Here is a 16,950-nt window from a genome sequence, read left to right on the forward strand (position 1 = left end):
TCGGCAGATGACCGATACGGCGAGGACGGCCCGTGCCGGCGTTCCCGAGCGCCCCAGTCTGGACGGGCTCGAGGAGCGCTGGGCGCAGCGCTGGCAGGAGGAGGGCACGTACGCGTTCGACCGCGGAAAGCAGCGGAACGACGTGTACGCCATCGACACCCCACCGCCCACCGTATCGGGCGAGCTGCACATGGGGCACGTCTTCTCGTACACGCACACCGACACCGTCGCCCGCTACCAGCGGATGCGCGGCAAGGCGGTCTTCTACCCGATGGGCTGGGACGACAACGGGCTGCCCACCGAGCGTCGGGTGCAGAACGTGTACGGGGTGCGCTGCGACCCGGCGTTGGCGTACGACCCGGTGTGGCGGCCCCCGGCCACCCCGGTCGACGACGCCGCCCGCCGCGACCCGACGCCGATCTCGCGGCGCAACTTCATCGAGCTGTGCGAGCGGCTGACGGTCGCCGACGAGCAGGTCTTCGAGGCCCTCTGGCGGCGGCTCGGGCTGTCGGTGGACTGGTCCCTGACGTACACCACCATCGGCCGGGTGGCCCGCGCCACCAGCCAGCGGGCGTTCGTGCGCAACCTGCGCCGGGGTGAGGCGTACCAGGCGGAGGCGCCGACGCTGTGGGATATCGGCTTCGCCACCGCGGTCGCCCAGGCCGAGTTGGAGGACCGGGAACGCCCCGGCGCGTACCACCGGCTGCGGTTCGCCGGGCCCGGTGGGCGCGAGGTGCTCATCGACACCACCCGGCCGGAGCTGCTGCCGGCCTGCGTCGCGTTGGTCTGCCACCCCGACGACGAGCGGTACGCCGACCTGGTCGACGCCACCGTGCGCAGCCCGCTGTTCGACGTCGAGGTGCCGGTGCGCGCGCACCCGCTGGCCGACCCCGCGAAGGGCACCGGCATCGCGATGGTCTGCACGTTCGGCGACCTCGCCGACGTGACCTGGTGGCGGGAGCTGCGGCTGGACACCCGCGTGGTGATCGGCCGGGACGGTCGTCTGCTGCCGGAGCCGCCGGCCGGGGTGCCCGCCGGGCCGTACGCGGCGCTGGCCGGGCAGACCGTCAACGGCGCGCGCCGGGAGATCGTCGGGATGCTGGCCGACGCGGGTGACCTGATCGGCGAGCCGCGTCCGGTCACCCACCCGGTGAAGTTCTACGAACGTGGCGACCGGCCACTGGAGATCGTCTCGACCCGCCAGTGGTACCTGCGCAACGGCGGACGGGACGCCGACCTGCGGGCAACGCTGCTGGCCCGGGGCGCGGAGCTGCGCTGGGTGCCGACGCACATGAAGCACCGCTACGACAACTGGGTGGGCGGCCTGACCGGGGACTGGCTGGTCAGTCGCCAGCGCTTCTTCGGGGTGCCGGTGCCGGTGTGGTACCGGCTCGACGACACTGGCGAGCCGGACTGGTCCCACCCTCTCACGCCGGACGAGTCGGCGCTGCCGGTCGACCCGTCAAGTGACCCGGCGCCCGGTTTCGACGAGTCGCAGCGCGGCCGGCCGGGCGGCTTCGTCGGCGACCCGGACGTGCTGGACACCTGGGCGACGTCGTCGTTGACCCCGCAGATCGTCGGTGGCTGGGAGACCGACCCGGAGTTGTTCGCGCGGGTCTTCCCGATGGACCTGCGCCCGCAGGGGCAGGAGATCATCCGGACCTGGCTGTTCGACACGGTGATCCGCTCGCACTTCGAGCACGGGGTGCTGCCCTGGCGGGACACCGTGCTGTCGGGCTGGATCCTCGACCCGGACCACAAGAAGATGGCCAAGTCCAAGGGGAACGTGGTCACCCCGCTCGCGCTGCTGGAACAGCACGGTTCGGACGCGGTGCGCTACTGGGCGGCCAGCGGCAAGCCCGGCATGGACCTGGCCTTCGACCCGGCGCAGATCAAGGTCGGCCGTCGGCTGGCCACCAAACTGCTCAACGCGTCGAAGTTCGCGCTCGGCCTGGGCGCGGCGGACGCGCTGCGCGCGTCGGCGACCACCCCGCTGGACCGGGCCATGCTCGCCGAACTGGGCACAGTGGTCAGCGCCGCGAGCAGGGCCTTCGACGGGTACGACCACACGGCCGCCCTACAGGTGACCGAGGCGTTCTTCTGGCGGTTCTGCGACGACTACATCGAGTTGGTGAAGGAACGGGCGTACGGCACCGGAGCGGCCGCCGACTCGGCCCGGGCCGCGTTGGCCTCGGCGCTGTCGGTGCAGTTGCGGCTCTTCGCCCCCGTGCTGCCGTACGTCACCGAGGAGATCTGGTCGTGGTGGCGGTACGGGTCGGTGCACCGCGCGCCCTGGCCCACCACGTACGAGGTGGACCGGACGATCGAGGGCACCGGTGACCCCGCGCTGCTGCGGCTGGCCGGGGACGCGTTGGGTCAGGTGCGGCGGGCCAAGTCGGAGCGGAAGCTGTCGATGAGGGCGGAGGTGCCGCTGGCCGAGGCGCTGGGTCCGGCGGCGCTGCTGGAGCAGCTCACCCTGGTCGCCGACGACCTGCGGGCGGCCGGTCGGATCGGCAAGCTCGACCTCCTGCCGGACCGCACCCCGGAGCTCGTCATCGCCTGCGCCTTCTGACCGGGGTCCGCCGCCGCCCACCCCCCGGGGGCGGCGGCGGACCGGCCGTCACCAGCCGCGCAGGAAGCGCAGGCCGAGCAGGATGGCCACCACGGACGGCCCGACCAGCAGGGTGATCGCCTGGAGCCGGTACGGCATCCGGTACCGGGCCAGCTCAGCCGCGTTGCCCAGCACGATGACCCCGGCCAGGATCATGAATCCGCCCCACCAGCCCGTCTCCAGGTGGATCACCCGGGCGTGCAGCAGTTGCAGGGTCACCCCGACCAGCGCGCCGGTCAACGCGAGCAGCGCCACCGCGCGGTGCAGACCACGGGCCAGCGGGTGGAGCGCCCGCCAGCGGTACGTACCGGCGACCGCCAGGCAGGGCAGTACCACCAGCAGGGGCCAGCCCTTGCCCATCGCCCCGAACATCAGCAGCGCGCCCACCACGAATGCCAGCGCGCCGACGCAGGCGACGACGTAGCCGGCGAAGGCGCGACCACCGCCACGGGCCAGCAGCGGCCCGCCGCTGGCCGCGATCAGCGCGGCCGGGATCAGGATGAAGCCGGCCCACCAGTGGAACCGGCCGCTGCCCTGGGCGGCCGTCGCGACCGTCGCGGACGCCAGGCCGGCAGCGGCCAGGCTGATCAGCCACGGCCGGCTGCTGCGGGAGTACGGGTCGGCCAAGGGTCTGCGCTCCGCTTCGACAGTCACGTCCACCAGCCTCGCGGGTGGCACTGGTCCGGTCCATCCGGCCAGCCCTACCCGTCGCCGGAGGGCTGGCCGGACCCGTACGCGTCAGCTCGTCTCGCCGGCCACGCTGAACGAGCGCAGGCGGTCGATCGCCAGCACGGTGAAGCCGACACTCACCAGCGCGGTCATCACGGCGGCGACCGGTACCGAGACGCTGGTCTCCAGCAGCCCGCTGGGGGCGAGCCGGTCGGCGAGGGCGATCACGTACTGCTGGATGGAGAGCACCTTCGTACCGCTGACGAAGTTGCCCAGCAGCCCCTCCCAGATCAGCACGTAGACGAGGCCGAGCAGCACCGGACGGCGGGTGAGGAGGCTGAGCGCGAGGAACAGCGCCGAGTACGCCAGCGCGCCGAGCGCGGACGCGGCGGCGAGCGCCAGTCCGAGGCGTACCGAATCGGCGAGCACGCCCGCGACGTAGAGCGGCACCGCGACGGTGGCCGCGGTGACCGCGGTGGCGACCGCGAGTTTCGGCAGCACGATCTGCCAGCGCGGCAGCGGCTTGGTCAGGATGTGCACGACCGTGCCGTCGTCGATCTCCGCACCCAGCACGCCGGTGCCGATGATCAGCGCCACCACCGGCAGCACCACCGCCAGACCGAGGCCGACCAGCACCGGCGGGCCCCACTCGCCCGGGTCGACACCGAGCGACCGGCAGAGGACGGCCAGGCCGAGCAGTACCAGCGGCAGTGGGAGCAGCAGCAGGAAACGCCGCCGGCCGAACAGCCCACGCGCGGTGATCCAGGTAATCGTGGACATGTTCTCAGCCTCTCTCGTTCGTGACTGCGGGGCTCACCCGCTGCGCTCGTTTACTCCTCGCACTCACGTCAGGCCTCCACCAGGTAGGAGAAGACGCTCTCCAGGGACTCGTCGGACGGCACGAGCTGACGCACCCGGATGCCCTGGCGCAGGGCGATCCGGGGCAGCGCCCGGGTGAACGCGCCGTAATCGCCGGCGCGCACGGTCAGGCCGGCGCGGTCCAGCTCGACGCCGCTCACCGAGGGCTCGGCGATCAGGGCGACGGCCAGCGCCCGGTCGTCGGTGGAGCGCACCGCGAAGACGTGCGGTCGGTTCGTCATCAGCCGGCGGATGGTCCGGAAGTCACCGGAGGCGGCGAGCCGGCCCGCCACCATCACCTGCACCGTGCCGGAGACCTGCTCGACCTCCTCGAGGATGTGCGAGCTGAACAGGATTGTCCGACCGGAGTCGCCCAGGGAGTGCAGCAGCTCCATCATGTGCAGCCGCTGGCGCGGGTCCATCCCGTTGAACGGCTCGTCGAGCAGCAGCACCTGCGGGTCGTGCACCAGCGCCGCGGCCACCCGCGCGCGCTGGCGCATGCCCTTGGAGTACGTGCCGATCCGGCGGTCCTGCGCCGACTCCAACTCCACCAGGTCGATGGCCCGTCGGGCCGCCGCCGCCGGATCGGCCAGCCGGTGCAGTTTGGCGCTGGCGAGCACGAACTCGTACGCGGTGAGGAAGCTCTGTACCGCCTCGCGCTCGCTGACCAGACCCAGCCGGCGGTAGACGTCGGGGTTGCGCCAGGTCGGCTCGTCGTCGAGGGTCACCGTGCCCCGCGACGGGGCGAGGAACCCGGCCATCATGTGCAGCAGCGTGGTCTTGCCGGCGCCGTTCGGGCCGAGCAGACCGGTCACCCCGGGGCCGAGGTTCATGCTGATGTCGTTGACGGCCACCACGTTGCCGTACCACCGGGACACCCCGGTCAGGCTCAGCGTGCTGCTCATCAGGAGGCGACCTTCCGGTAGCGGGCCAGCAGGAGAGTGGTCGCGCCGGCGACCAGCAGCACCGCGACCAGGGCGTAGACCGGACCGAACCCACCGATCGACGGTCCGCCGCCCTGGTTCTCGGGGACCAGCAGGTCACCGAGCGACCAGATGCCCACCCCCTGGACCAGGGTGGAGGGCGAGGCCAGCCCCGCCAGCTCGTTGGCCGCACGCGACGGCAGGATGCTCAGCACGCCCACGATCGGCGTGGTCATCAGGAAGACGGCGACCACCCCACCGGCGGCGAACGCGCGCTTGCCGGTCAGCGACGCGACGAGCAGCCCCACCGAGGCGAAGACCACCGCCCACAGCCCGGCGTAGAGCAGCCCGGGGAGCAGGTCGAGCAGCTCGTTCCAGACACCCTTGAGCCCGTCCTTGGTGGTGAACGCGGCGCCCAGGAACATGATCAGTTGCGGCCCGCCGAGCAGCAGCCAGAGGCCGGTGACCAGCGCCAGCAGCTTGGCGATCGCGTAGTCGGCGCGGGGCAGCGGGCGCGAGAAGTACAGCGGCAGCACACCGCTGCGCAGGTCACGGGAGACCAGCTCCGGCGCGGCCACCGCGACGAAGAACAGGACCAGCCAGCTCATCGCGTCGGCGAACTGGGCGTACGTGGCGACCGGTTCACCGAGTTGGCTGCGTACGGCGGCCAGAGCCACCGCGACCAGGGTGACGATGCCGATCACCAGCCACGGGAAGATCTTGGCCTTGGCGCTGCGGCCGAGCCCGAAGATGGTGCGCACCCCGTGCAGGTAGAGCGCACCGAAGACGTGCCGGCGGCCCAGGCGGGGGCCCTCGTAGCGCTGGTAGCCGATGTCGTGGATGACGCCGGCCGGCGCGGACCGCACGGCGGAAGACGGCTCAGGCATGGGTGAGCTCCCTCGTGGCGAAGAGTTCGGCCACCCGGTGCCGACGCTGGTCCAGCCGGTGCAGCGGCAGGTCCAGCTCGGCGACCGCGCCGAGGATCAGGTCGTAGGTGCTGTCGTCGGCGAGCGGTACGAGCAGCAGCCGGCCGTCGCGCGCCACCGGCAGGTCGAGCGCGGCGAGTCGGGCGGCCAACTCCTCGGTGCCCTCGCTGACCTCCACGGCGAGCACGTCGGTGGCCGAGGTCATCGCGGAGATGTGGTCCGCGCGCAGCAGCCGGCCACCGTCGATGGCGATCAGCGTGTCGCAGATCCGCTCCACCTCGCCCAGCAGGTGCGAGCACACCAGGACGGAGATGCCGAACTCGGTGCCGATGCGGTGCACGAGCGCCAGCATGGCGTCCCGTCCGGCCGGGTCCAGACCGTTCGTCGGCTCGTCCAGCAACAGCAGGTCGGGGTCGTGCACCAGCGCCTGGGCCAGCTTGACCCGCTGCTTCATGCCGGTGGAGTAGCCGCCCACCGGCCGGTAACGCTCCTCGTAGAGCCCGACGTGACGCAGCGCCTCGGAGGCGCGCTCGCGGGCCACCGTGCGCGGCAAACCGCTGATCCGACCGAGGTGGGTGACCAACTCGGCGGCGGACAGGTCGGGTGGGAGGCAGTCGTGCTCGGGCATGTAGCCGACGCGGGCGCGGACCGCCGCCGGTTCGGTGGTCGGGTCGATGCCGAGCACCGAGACCTGGCCGCTGGTCGGGGCGAGCAGGCCGAGCAGGATCTTGATCAAGGTGGATTTGCCGGCGCCGTTCGCGCCCACCAGGCCGATGATCCCGGGCTCGACGGCGACGGTGAGGTCGGTGAGCGCGGTGACCCGACCTCCGTACGTCTTGGTGAGCGACTGGGTCGCGATCAGTGTCACCAGGCCAGCGTAGGGAGTCGATGCCTGCCACCGACACCGGCGCGCCCCCGGCGCTCCCCTGATCCTCGTCGCGCCGCACCCCTAAGGTCCGGCCGACGTTTGCGCCGGTCCCGCGCTCGGTCCGACCCCGCCGCCGGAAAGTCCACTCCGGGGTGGCACGATTCACTTCCCGTTCACCGGGCAGTGTTCCGGGGGATATTCGACCGCCGACGCGGGAAGGATCGTGATGGTCGAGGTTGGCGTCCCCAAGGTGAGTGTCGTGGTGCCCGCGTACAACACCGGCCCGCACATCGAGAAGCTGGTGGCGTCGCTGCTGCGCCAGTCCTTACCGGCCGACGAGTTCGAGGCGATCTTCGTCGACGACGGCTCCACCGACGAGACGGGCGCGCGGCTGGACCGGTTGGCCGCCGAGCACCCGCACATCCAGGTGGTGCACATCGAGAACTCGGGCTGGCCGTCGCGCCCGCGCAACATCGGCATCGAGCGGGCCCGGGGCGAGTACGTCTTCTTCGCCGACGACGACGACTGGTTCGCCGACCAGGCACTGGAACGGCTCTACGACTGCGCGAAGAAGTACGACGCGGACCTGGTGATCGGGAAGATGGCCGGGCACGGGCGCGGCGTGCCCCGGGAGTTGTTCCGCAAGAACCGCTTCGACGCCACGCTGGAGAACGCGCCGCTGATCGACAGCCTGACCTGCCACAAGCTGTTCCGCCGTGCCTTCCTCAACGAGCAGAAGCTGCGGTTCCCGGAGGGCGGCAAGCGGCGGCTCGAGGACCACTCGTTCGTGGTGCGCGCCTACTTCGCGTCCCGCCGCACCTGCGTGCTGTCCGACTACACCTGCTACCACCACATCCAACGGGCCGATGCCAAGAACGTCACCGCGAGCCGGCTGGAGCCGGTGGGCTACTTCGCGAGCGTGCGCGACGCGCTGGACGTGGTCGACGCGCACACCGAACCGGGGCCGCTGCGCGACCGGTTGCACCGGCGGTGGCTCCGCAACGAGATGATCAACCGGTTGCGCGGCAAGCGGCTGTTGGACGCCCCCGAGGACTGGGTGGAGCAGGTCGCCGCCGAGGTCCAGAAGATCATCCAGGAGCGGTTCGCCCCCGGTGTCGCGGCGGGCCTGCCACCGCTGCAACGGGCCGTGGCGTACCTCGTCGAGCGGGGGCGGGTCGCCGACCTGCGGCGGCTGGCCCGGTGGGAGGCGGGCATCGCCGGGCACGGCCAGATCGACGCCCTGCGGCCGGACGAGCACGCCGTGACGGTCAGCGTGGCCGCCGAACTGCGCTCCGCGGACCAGCGGATCGGCTTCCGGGCCGACGGCGAGCGCGACGTGCTGGTGCTCCCGGTCGACGAGATCTCCCCCGAGGTGCTCGACTCCACCGCGCAGGTCCGCAAGGCCCGCCTGGACGTCGTCGCCCGCCGCCGGGAGACCGGTGACGAGATCTTCCTGCCGGTGACGTTCCAGATCGAGCGGGTCGCCGCTCCCGACGCCGACACCGTCCACCTGGTGCACCGCGCCACCACCACGATCGACTTCCGGGCCCTCAACGGTGGTCGTACGCGGGGTAGCTGGCTCCTCAAGGCGCGGATCACCAGCGCTGGGTGGACCGAGGACGCGCGGCTGCCGCTGCTCTTCATCTGCCCGGCCGACGGCGCGAAGCCGAGGATCCGTGACGAGCGGAAGGTCTGGAACCGGCTGCGGTCGGCGGTGGGGCGGCGGGTCCGCCGCTGACGTCGTGGAGTGGCGGCCTCGACCGAACGGCGGTCGGCTGCGAAACTGTGTGCCGTCAGCGAGTGGGGGGTGTGGATGAACAACGGCTGGGTGCTGCCCGACGAGGTGCTCCGGGACGCGCCGGCGTACACGCCGCGTCCCGGTGAGCTCGCGGATCTCGAACTGCTGCTGACCGGTGCGTACGCCCCCCTGACCGGCTTCATGACCCGCGCCGACCTGGTGTCGGTGAGTCGACGCGGCCGGCTGGCCGACGGCACCCCGTGGCAGGTGCCGGTGACCCTGCAGGTGCCGGCCGCGCTGGCGCAGGGCTTCGACCCGCGCGACGAGGCCCGCCGGGCCCTGGTGCTGACCGACGCCGAGGGCGCGCCGGCCGCCGCCCTGGACGTGGCGGACGTCTGGCCGGTACGCGAGGGCGTCGCGGGACTGGGCGGCCCGCTGCGGCGGCTGGGCGACGGCGCCCACGGCCCGTTCCAGCGGTTGCGGCGCAGCCCCGAGGAGGTCCGGGCGCTGCTGCCTCCGGGTCGGGTCCTCGGGGTCATCGCCGACCGGCCGCTGCACCGGCCGCAGCTCGCCCAGATCGCGCACGCCGCCCGTACCCTGGCCGCCCACCTGCTGGTGATGATCCCGGTCGGCGAGGGCGGTGTCGGTGGGCTCGCACCGGAGGCGCTGGTGCGTACGATCTTCGCGGCCCGGGACCGGATGCCCCCGGCCACCCTGGTGGCCGTACCGCTGTCGCACCGCCGGGACGAGATCAGCGACGCGCTGCTGCGGGCCCGCGTCTCCGCCTCGTACGGGGTCACCCACCTGCTCTCCACCGGGGAGATGCTCTCCGGCGCGGGCCTGCGGGTGCTGGTGCCGCGCGAGCTGGCGTACGACAACCGGGACGGGCAGTGGCGCTGGCGGGAGGACATCCCGCCGCGTAACCGCCGCCTCGCGCTCACCCAGGACGAGATCGACGACCTGCTCGACCGTGGCTTCCCCCTGCCCGAGTGGCACACCCCTCCGGCGGTGGCGAAGGAGCTGGCCCGGGCTCGGCCGCCGCGTCGGCACCGGGGGCTCGTGGTGTTCCTGACCGGCCTCTCCGGCTCCGGCAAGTCCACCATCGCCCGAGGGCTGGCCGACGCCCTGCGGGAGCACGGCGACCGGACGGTGACCCTCCTCGACGGCGACGTCGTACGACGGGAACTCTCCGCCGGGCTGGGCTTCAGCAAGACCGACCGGGATCTCAACGTCCGCCGGATCGGGTGGGTGGCGGCCGAGATCGCCCGACACCACGGGATGGGCATCTGTTGCCCGATCGCCCCGTACGCCGCGGCCCGCGCGACGGCCCGGGAGATGGCCCTGGCCGCCGGGGCGGGCTTCGTGCTGGTCCACGTCGCGACCCCGCTGGAGGTCTGCGAGCAGCGGGACCGCAAGGGCCTGTACGCGCGGGCCCGAGCCGGTCTGCTGACCGGGATGACCGGCATCGACGACCCGTACGAGGAGCCGACGGACGCGGACCTGGTGCTGGACACCAGCACCATGAGCGTCGCGGAGGCGGTGCAGGCCGTACTCGATCACCTGACCGAGACCGGCTGGGTGGAGTTGAAGATCCAGTCCGCCTGAGCCGCCGTCCACCCCTTTCCTTCCGCCGCTTCCGGGCACGCGCTAGTGTTCATCTTTGTTGGAACACGTTCGACCGCGTGAGAGTACGTGGACCCCTGGGAGGCACGGCGGATGCTCGCACGGCAGCGGCAGTCGGCCATCCTGGATCGGGTCCGTGCCACCGGCGGCGTCCGGGTGACCGACCTGGCGACCGAGTTCGGCGTCTCCGACATGACCATCCGGCGCGATCTGGAGGCGCTGCACGAGCGGGGCCTGCTGGCCAAGGTGCACGGCGGGGCGACCACAGCCGGCCCCAGCTCGACCGACGAGCCGGGCTTTCACGCCAAGTCCGTCCGGCAGCCGGCGGAGAAGGCCGCCATCGCGGACCGGGCGGCGCTGCTGGTCGGACCCGGGGCGGCGGTCGCCCTCAGCGCCGGCACCACCACCGCCGAGCTGGCCCGCAGGCTGGTTGACATTCCCGGCCTGACCGTGGTGACCAACTCGCTGCCGGTGGCCGAGATCCTGCACGCCGGGGGCCGGTCCGATCAGACCGTGGTGCTCACCGGCGGCGTCCGGACCCCGTCGGACGCGCTGGTCGGCCCACTCGCGGTCGGCGCCGTCCGCCGGCTGCACCTCGATCTGCTCTTCCTGGGCGTCCATGGCATCACCGAGCGGGCCGGTTTCACCACCCCGAACCTGATGGAGGCCGAGATCGACCGGGCGCTGGTCGCCGCGGCGGACCGGCTGGTGGTGCTCGCCGACCACACGAAGTGGGGCACGGTCGGTATCTCCTCGATCGTCGACCTGGCGGCAGCCCACGTACTGGTCAGCGACGAGGCGTTGCCTCCGACCGCGCGACGGGTACTCGGCGAACAGGTAGGCGAACTGATCATGGTTAAGGCGACGAGGGCGGGCCGCGCGACGCGCACGCCGACGAGTGAGGGGACGGCGCCGTGAAGCGCACCGCGATCAACCTGGCCGACGGCCGGGAACTGATCTACTTCGACGAGAACGACGACGCCGTCCGCGACCAGCCGGACCGCCGTGACCTGCCGCCGCCGCCACCCGCGTCGCAGCTGCGGTACGACCCGCTGACCGACGAGTGGGTGGCGGTGGCCGTGCACCGGCAGACCCGCACGTTCCTGCCGCCCGCGAACGAGTGCCCGCTCGACCCGTCCGAGGGCGACCGGCTGACCGAGATCCCCGCTGGCGACTACGACGTGGTGGTCTTCGAGAACCGGTTCCCCTCGTTGAGCGGTCGGGTCGCCGACGAGCCCGGCGAGATCACCCCGTTCACGCCGGTCCGACCGGGCGTCGGGCGGTGCGAGGTGGTCTGCTTCACCTCCGACCACAACGCCTCCTTCACCAGCCTCCCGCCGCGCCGCGTCCGTACCGTCCTGGACGCGCTCGCCGACCGGACCGAGGTGCTCGGCGAACTGCCCGGCGTGGAGCAGGTCTTCTGCTTCGAGAACCGGGGTGTGGAGATCGGTGTCACGCTGCACCACCCGCACGGGCAGATCTACGCGTACCCCTTCGTGACGCCGCGCACCCGGGCGTTGCTGGCCGCGGCCCGCCGGCACGCCGAGCGCACCGGCGGGGGCAACCTGTACGCGGACGTGCTGGCCGCCGAACGCGCGGCCGGCGACCGGGTGGTCACCGAGAACGAGCACTGGACGGCGTTCGTGCCGGCGGCGGCCCGCTGGCCGTTCGAGGTGCACGTCGCGCCGCGGCGCGTGGTGCCGGACATCCCGGCGCTCGACGACAGCGAGCGGGACGCCTTCGGGCCGCTCTACCTGGATCTCCTGCGCCGCTTCGACGGGCTGTTCGACATGCCGATGCCCTACATCGCGGCCTGGCACCAGGCACCGGTACGGATCGACCGCGAGCTGGGCCACCTGCACCTTCAGCTCTTCAGCATCCGGCGGGCCAAGGACAAGCTGAAGTACCTGGCCGGTTCCGAGTCGGGGATGGGCGTCTTCATCAACGACATCTCCCCCGAGCGGGCCGCCGAACTGCTGCGCGCCGCCTGAGCCCGGCGGACGGGGCAGGACCAGCGGCCGGGGCTTGACGGGGAACAGGGCGCGGGGGGCCCGGGACAGGGCCCCCCGCAGGGAAGGGACGGCTGGCTGTGCTCGACACAGCCGGGAAGGCTGGCTGATCGGCACGCACACCGCGGTCGACCTCGGTCAACCTTCTCGGACGCGACTGGCATCTCGTCCACCCTGGTCAACGAGGCGCGCCAGGCCGGGTGACGCCACGTACGTGTCACCCGCCGGACACAGCGGAGCCCGCCGGCAGGTGCCGACGGGCTCCGGTGGTGACGCTGTCGGATCAGGCGGCGAGTCGGCGGGCCAGGTTCTCGTCGAGCGCGTTCATGAACTCGTCGGTGGTCAGCCACGGGGCGTCGCGCGAGATGAGCAGCGCGAGGTCCTTGGTCATCTGGCCGCCCTCGACGGTGTCGACGATGACCTGCTCCAGGGTGTTGGCGAACTCGGTGACCGCCGGGGTGCCGTCCAGCTTGCCCCGGTGGGCCAGGCCCCGGGTCCAGGCGTAGATCGACGCGATCGGGTTGGTCGAGGTCTTCTCGCCCTTCTGGTACTGCCGGTAGTGCCGGGTGACCGTGCCGTGCGCCGCCTCGGCCTCGACGGTACGACCGTCCGGGGAGAGCAGCACCGAGGTCATCAGGCCCAGCGAGCCGAAGCCCTGCGCGACGGTGTCGGACTGCACGTCACCGTCGTAGTTCTTGCAGGCCCAGACGTACCCGCCCTCCCACTTGAGCGCGGCGGCGACCATGTCGTCGATGAGCCGGTGCTCGTAGGTCAGGCCGGCGGCGTCGAACTCGGCCTTGAACTCGCTCTCGAACACCTCGGCGAAGATGTCCTTGAACCGGCCGTCGTACGCCTTGAGGATGGTGTTCTTGGTCGACATGTAGACCGGGTAGTTGCGGTCCAGGCCGTACCGGAACGAGGCCCGGGCGAAGTCCCGGATCGACTCGTCGTAGTTGTACATGCCCATGGCGATGCCGCCGCCGGGGAAGTTGGCGACCTCCATCTCCATCGGCTCGCCGCCGTCGGCCGGCGTGTAGGTGATGGTCACCGTGCCCGGGCCGGGGACGACGAAGTCGGTGGCCTTGTACTGGTCACCGTGGGCGTGCCGGCCAATGATGATCGGCTTGGTCCAGCCGGGGACCAGGCGCGGCACGTTGGACATGATGATCGGCTCACGGAAGACGACGCCGCCGAGGATGTTGCGGATGGTGCCGTTGGGCGACCGCCACATCTTCTTCAGGCCGAACTCCTCGACCCGGGCCTCGTCCGGGGTGATGGTGGCGCACTTGACGCCGACGCCGTGCTCCTTGATGGCGTTGGCGGCGTCAATGGTGACCTGGTCGTCGGTCTCGTCGCGGTACTGGATCGACAGGTCGTAGTAGTGCAGGTCGACGTCGAGGTAGGGCAGGATCAGCTGCTCCCGGATCTGCTTCCAGATGATCCGGGTCATCTCGTCGCCGTCGAGCTCCACGACCGGGTTGTTTACCTTGATCTTCGCCATCGGCCGGCGCTCCTCTCGGGGGACACGTGCTCAAGCAGTACGAGCGTACTGCAATTGGGCCGGCAGCCCTCAGCCGGCCTCCGCCGGCCGGTGAAACCGGGCTGCACGGCACAGCAGTTCCCTGCCACGATCGCGCGATGCCACTGAGCCGCACCTTCGGGTCTATCACGATCACCGCGCTCACCGACGGCGAGGGCGCGTTCTTGCAGCCCCGCGACGAGGCGTTTCCGCAGGCCACGCCCGAGCACTGGGCGGAGGCCGACCGCCGCGACCCCGCGTCGGTCACCGCCGACGGGCAGTGGTGGCTGCCGTTCCGCAGCTTCGCCATCCGCTCCGGCGACGGACCGGTGGCCCTTGTCGACGCCGGAATCGGCCCGACCGACGCGCCCGCCGCGAGCTGGGCGCCGGTGCCCGGTCGGCTACCCGCCGAACTGGCCGCCGCCGGCATCGACCCCGCCGACGTCGCCACGGTCGTACTCACCCACCTGCACAGCGACCACATCGGCTGGGCGGTCACCGGCACACCCGGCCGGCCCTACTTCCCGAACGCGAGTTACCTGCTACAGCGCGCCGAGGTGGCCGCCGCCGCGGCGCTCAACCCGGGCCTGCCGGCCGGCCTGATCGCGCCGTTGCGCGCCGCCGGCCAGCTCCGGGTGATCGACGGCGACGCGGACCTCACCCCAGCGGTACGACTGCTGTCCACCCCCGGACACACCCCCGGCCATCAGTCGGTGCTCGTGACGGTGGCCGACGAGCGCCTGCTGCTCACCGGCGACCTGCTGGTCCACGCGGTGCAACTGGTCGACCCCACCCTGGCGTACGCCCACGAGGAGAACCCGGACCAAGCCCGCGCCTCCCGCGTAACCACCCTGCGCGCCCACTCCCCCACCCTGCTGGCCACCCCCCACCTAACCGCCCCCTTCACCCCCCCTTCCCCCGCCCCCGCCCTCCCCTCCCCGTCCACCCCGCCTGACCCCCGCCTGACCCCCGTCGATCATGAAGTTATTGCCCTCCGGCGCGGCGTGTCGGGGCAATAACTTCATGATCACCGCGCGGATCGGGGCGCGGCCCGGCGGCGACCCCGGTGATCAAGAGGTTGGCGTCAGGAATCGGGGTTTCGGTGACGCGAACCTCTTGATCACCGGGGTGGGTGGGCGCGGGGGTGCACGAAAGGGCGCGTCGGCGGAGCCGGCGCGCCCTTTCGCGTTCGTGGGTCTTACATGCTGGAGATGTCGCTCTGCTTGGCGCGGACGGCCTCGGCGGCCTCCAGGAGGCTGGTGCGCTCGTCGGCGTCCAGGTCGGTCTCGACGACCCGACGGACACCCTCGGCGCCGATCTCGGCCTCAACGCCCAGGTAGACGCCGGAGATGCCGTACTCGCCGTCGACCCAGGCGCAGACCGGCATGACGTCGCCGGAGTCCTCGGCCACGGCCTTCGCCATCCGGGCGGCGGCGGCGGACGGGGCGTAGTACGCCGAGCCGGTCTTGAGCAGCGCGACGACCTCGGCACCGCCGTTGCGGGTCTTGACGACCAGCTCCTCGATCTGCTCGGCCGGCATGGCGTCGCGCAGCGGCTTGCCGTTGACGGTGCTCTGCGACGGCACCGGGACCATGGTGTCGCCGTGCGAGCCGAGGGTCAGGGTGCGTACGGACGCCACGGGCACGTTCAGCGCCTCGGCGACGAAGTTGCTGAACCGCGCGGTGTCGAGCATGCCGGCCTGGCCGAGGACCCGGTTCTTGGGGAACTGGGTGGCGATCTGCGCCAGGGCGGTCATCTCGTCCAGCGGGTTGGAGACGACGATGACGACGGCGCTCGGGGCGTACTTGGCGACATTCTCGGCGACCTGGCGGACGATCTTGGCGTTGGTCTCCAGGAGGTCCATCCGGCTCATGCCCGGCTTGCGGGGCAGACCGGCGGTGATGACGACGACGTCGGAGCCCTCGATGGCCTCGTAGCCCTCACCGTTCGGGCCGGTGGTCACGCCGACGACCTTGGTCTCGAAGCCCTCGATGGCCCGCGACTGGTTGAGGTCGAGCGCGAGACCCGCGGGCTTGCCCTCCACGATGTCGGTGATCACTACGGTGTCGAAGACGTCGTACTCGGCCAGGCGCTGTGCGGTGGTGGAGCCGTAGAAGCCAGCCCCGACGACAGTGACCTTCTTACCCATGGTCGTCCCACTCCCTGATACCAGTCGGTTTTCCGGACCGTATCAGCCATCCTGGCACCGATCGGGCCAGGGGCGGCGGCCTTCGGCGGGATGGGGCGAACGTCACCCAGCGTCCCCCGGGCACGGATCAGCCGCGCTCGGCGCGCTCCACCACGTTCGTCAGCAGCATGGCGCGGGTCATCGGGCCGACGCCGCCGGGCATCGGGACGAGCGCGCCGGCCGTCTCGGCGACCTCCGGGTCGACGTCCCCGGTGTAGCGGCCCTTGCCGTCGGGACCGATCACCCGGGTGATGCCGACGTCCACGACCACCGCACCGGGGTTGATCATGTCGGCGGTCAGCAGCCCGGGTACGCCGGCCGCGACGATGACGATGTCGGCGGCCCTGGTGTGCGAGGCGAGGTCGAGGGTGCCGGTGTGGCAGAGGGTCACGGTGGCGTTCTCGCTGCGGCGCGTGAGCAGCAGGCCGAGCGGACGACCCACGGTGTTGCCCCGGCCGACGACCGCCACGGTGGCGCCCCGCAGCGCCACGTCGTGGCGGCGGAGCAGCTCGACGATGCCGCGCGGCGTGCAGGGCAGCGGACCGTCGTAGCCGAGGACGAGGCGACCCAGGTTGACCGGGTGCAGGCCGTCGGCGTCCTTGTCCGGGTCGATCAGCTCCAGCACCCGCTGGGTGTCCAGGTAGGCGGGGAGCGGCAGCTGGACGATGTAGCCGTGGCACGCCGGGTCGGCGTTCAGCTCGGCGATCACGTCGTCCACCTGCTGTTGGGTGGCGTCGGCCGGCAGTTCCCGGCGGATCGAGGCGATGCCCACCTCGGCGCAGTCACGGTGCTTGCCGTTGACGTACGCCTGGCTACCCGGGTCGGAACCGACCAGGACCGTGCCGAGCCCGGGGGTGATGCCACGCTCCGCGAGAGCCTTCACCCGTGTCCGCAGCTCGTCCTTGATCTCCGCTGCGGTCGCCTTGCCGTCCAGAAGCGTCGCCGTCACGAGCAGATCGTCTCATGTCCGGCACCTGCCGTTCCCGGGACCTCGCTCCGGCGGGCCGTCGAGGCTCCG

At 71.9% G+C, this 16,950-nt stretch carries 14 protein-coding genes; 6 read left to right on the forward strand and 8 right to left on the reverse strand.

Annotation, left to right across the window (positions count from 1 at the left end; translation table 11 throughout):
* The first annotated feature begins 7 nt into the window (after positions 1-7).
* Positions 8-2,572: a valine--tRNA ligase gene (gene valS / locus ACN263_RS25635; RefSeq protein WP_422736855.1), complete on the forward strand. Its 2,565-nt coding sequence runs from the start codon at positions 8-10 to the stop codon at positions 2,570-2,572.
* Between the two features lie 48 nt (positions 2,573-2,620).
* On the opposite strand, the gene ACN263_RS25640 is transcribed toward valS, so the two are convergent.
* From ACN263_RS25640 to ACN263_RS25660, 5 genes are all read right to left on the reverse strand, one after another.
* Positions 2,621-3,265, reverse strand: a complete 645-nt coding sequence (locus ACN263_RS25640) for a hypothetical protein (protein ID WP_422736856.1) — start codon at positions 3,263-3,265, stop codon at positions 2,621-2,623.
* 84 nt (positions 3,266-3,349) lie between these two features.
* Positions 3,350-4,060 (reverse strand): ABC transporter permease subunit, encoded by a 711-nt coding sequence (locus ACN263_RS25645; protein ID WP_422736857.1) that lies wholly within the window; start codon positions 4,058-4,060, stop codon positions 3,350-3,352.
* Between the two features lie 68 nt (positions 4,061-4,128).
* Positions 4,129-5,043 carry an ABC transporter ATP-binding protein gene (locus ACN263_RS25650; RefSeq protein WP_422736858.1) on the reverse strand — a complete coding sequence of 305 codons (915 nt, stop codon included), beginning with the start codon at positions 5,041-5,043 and terminating at the stop codon, positions 4,129-4,131.
* Positions 5,043-5,948 carry an ABC transporter permease gene (locus ACN263_RS25655; protein WP_422736859.1) on the reverse strand — a complete coding sequence of 302 codons (906 nt, stop codon included), beginning with the start codon at positions 5,946-5,948 and terminating at the stop codon, positions 5,043-5,045. The genes ACN263_RS25650 and ACN263_RS25655 overlap by 1 nt, the downstream gene beginning before the upstream one ends.
* Positions 5,941-6,855: an ABC transporter ATP-binding protein gene (locus tag ACN263_RS25660; protein ID WP_422736860.1), complete on the reverse strand. Its 915-nt coding sequence runs from the start codon at positions 6,853-6,855 to the stop codon at positions 5,941-5,943. The genes ACN263_RS25655 and ACN263_RS25660 overlap by 8 nt, the downstream gene beginning before the upstream one ends.
* Positions 6,856-7,081: 226 nt before the next feature.
* Here ACN263_RS25660 and ACN263_RS25665 point away from each other — a divergent pair, with 226 nt between their 5' ends.
* From ACN263_RS25665 to galT, 4 genes are all read left to right on the forward strand, one after another.
* Positions 7,082-8,593 carry a glycosyltransferase family 2 protein gene (locus ACN263_RS25665; RefSeq protein ID WP_422736861.1) on the forward strand — a complete coding sequence of 504 codons (1,512 nt, stop codon included), beginning with the start codon at positions 7,082-7,084 and terminating at the stop codon, positions 8,591-8,593.
* Between the two features lie 75 nt (positions 8,594-8,668).
* On the forward strand, positions 8,669-10,198 hold the full coding sequence (gene cysC, locus ACN263_RS25670; RefSeq protein ID WP_422736862.1) for an adenylyl-sulfate kinase: 1,530 nt from the start codon (positions 8,669-8,671) through the stop codon (positions 10,196-10,198).
* A gap of 111 nt (positions 10,199-10,309) precedes the next feature.
* Positions 10,310-11,134 (forward strand): DeoR/GlpR family DNA-binding transcription regulator, encoded by an 825-nt coding sequence (locus tag ACN263_RS25675; protein WP_422736863.1) that lies wholly within the window; start codon positions 10,310-10,312, stop codon positions 11,132-11,134.
* Positions 11,131-12,207 (forward strand): galactose-1-phosphate uridylyltransferase, encoded by a 1,077-nt coding sequence (gene galT, locus ACN263_RS25680; protein WP_422736864.1) that lies wholly within the window; start codon positions 11,131-11,133, stop codon positions 12,205-12,207. Before ACN263_RS25675 ends, galT begins: the two co-directional genes overlap by 4 nt.
* Before the next feature lie 301 nt (positions 12,208-12,508).
* Here galT and ACN263_RS25685 read toward each other — a convergent pair whose 3' ends face one another.
* Positions 12,509-13,726: an NADP-dependent isocitrate dehydrogenase gene (locus ACN263_RS25685; protein WP_422736865.1), complete on the reverse strand. Its 1,218-nt coding sequence runs from the start codon at positions 13,724-13,726 to the stop codon at positions 12,509-12,511.
* A gap of 137 nt (positions 13,727-13,863) precedes the next feature.
* On the opposite strand from ACN263_RS25685, the gene ACN263_RS25690 reads away from it, so the two are divergent.
* A complete protein-coding gene (locus tag ACN263_RS25690) occupies positions 13,864-14,763 on the forward strand; it encodes an MBL fold metallo-hydrolase (protein ID WP_422736866.1) in 900 nt (299 codons plus the stop codon).
* 179 nt (positions 14,764-14,942) lie between these two features.
* On the opposite strand, the gene ACN263_RS25695 is transcribed toward ACN263_RS25690, so the two are convergent.
* Positions 14,943-15,893, reverse strand: a complete 951-nt coding sequence (locus ACN263_RS25695) for a malate dehydrogenase (protein ID WP_422736867.1) — start codon at positions 15,891-15,893, stop codon at positions 14,943-14,945.
* A 127-nt stretch (positions 15,894-16,020) separates the two neighbouring features.
* A complete protein-coding gene (locus ACN263_RS25700; RefSeq protein ID WP_422736868.1) occupies positions 16,021-16,881 on the reverse strand; it encodes a bifunctional methylenetetrahydrofolate dehydrogenase/methenyltetrahydrofolate cyclohydrolase in 861 nt (286 codons plus the stop codon).
* Between the last annotated feature and the right edge of the window lie 69 nt (positions 16,882-16,950).

It is taken from the genome of Micromonospora sp. WMMD729 (assembly GCF_049315225.1).
Lineage (GTDB): Bacteria > Actinomycetota > Actinomycetes > Mycobacteriales > Micromonosporaceae > Micromonospora.